Raw genomic sequence first — 726 nt, forward strand, 5'->3', positions numbered from 1 at the left:
GAGGCGGTGACGCCGGTCCCGCCGACGTCGATGCCAATGTCGCGCGACGATGTTGCGTTGCCGCCGAAGAAGGTGGTCATGAGGACGCCGTCCAGGTACCAGCCACCCTGACCGATCCGGGTCCAGTAGCCGCCGATACTGGTGCCGTTGATATCCATGCTGCCGACGGACAGATTGTCCCTGCCCAGCGCCTGGCCGCGCACGTCGCCATTCATGCTGGCATAGGCGACGAACAGGCCGGCGCGATCGGTCTGGCCCGACGCGGTTTCGCGGCCGAACAGATCGAAGCCCGCCTGGAGGCCGAACAGGGTGCCGTCAAAGGACGGCGATACCGTTCCTGAATAGGCCATCTTGCTGTCCTGACCGAAGATGCGGCCCCAGACCGGCGACAGCTCGGTGTTCGACAACAGGCTCTGCTCGCCGCGCCGTTCGTGGAATGTGCCGAGCGTCGTCATCGCCAGATGTTCGGCGACCGGCGGCAAGGCCGAATAGACCGGAACCTCGATGCGATAGAGCAGGATTTCCTCGCCCGCCGCCGGTGTCGGCAGGTCGGGCACCTCAGTTGGCACCACCGGCGGCGGCGGGGGCGGATCCGCCACTGGTGCCGGTGGTGGTGGCGGTGGTGTCGCGGGCGGCGGATCGGTCGGCACGACCGGCGGCGCCGGATCAACCGGATCGGGATCGCCGGGGGTGGATTCCGGCGGAGGCGGCGGCGCAGGGTCGATG

1 protein-coding gene is annotated in these 726 nt (G+C 68.5%); it reads right to left on the reverse strand.

All coding sequences use genetic code 11. The features are described from left to right. Positions 1-726: autotransporter outer membrane beta-barrel domain-containing protein (locus tag EN914_RS37275; protein ID WP_127389775.1), on the reverse strand; the 726-nt coding region annotated here is incomplete at both ends.

Source organism: Mesorhizobium sp. M7A.F.Ca.CA.001.08.2.1, assembly GCF_003998455.1.
GTDB lineage: Bacteria > Pseudomonadota > Alphaproteobacteria > Rhizobiales > Rhizobiaceae > Mesorhizobium > Mesorhizobium ciceri.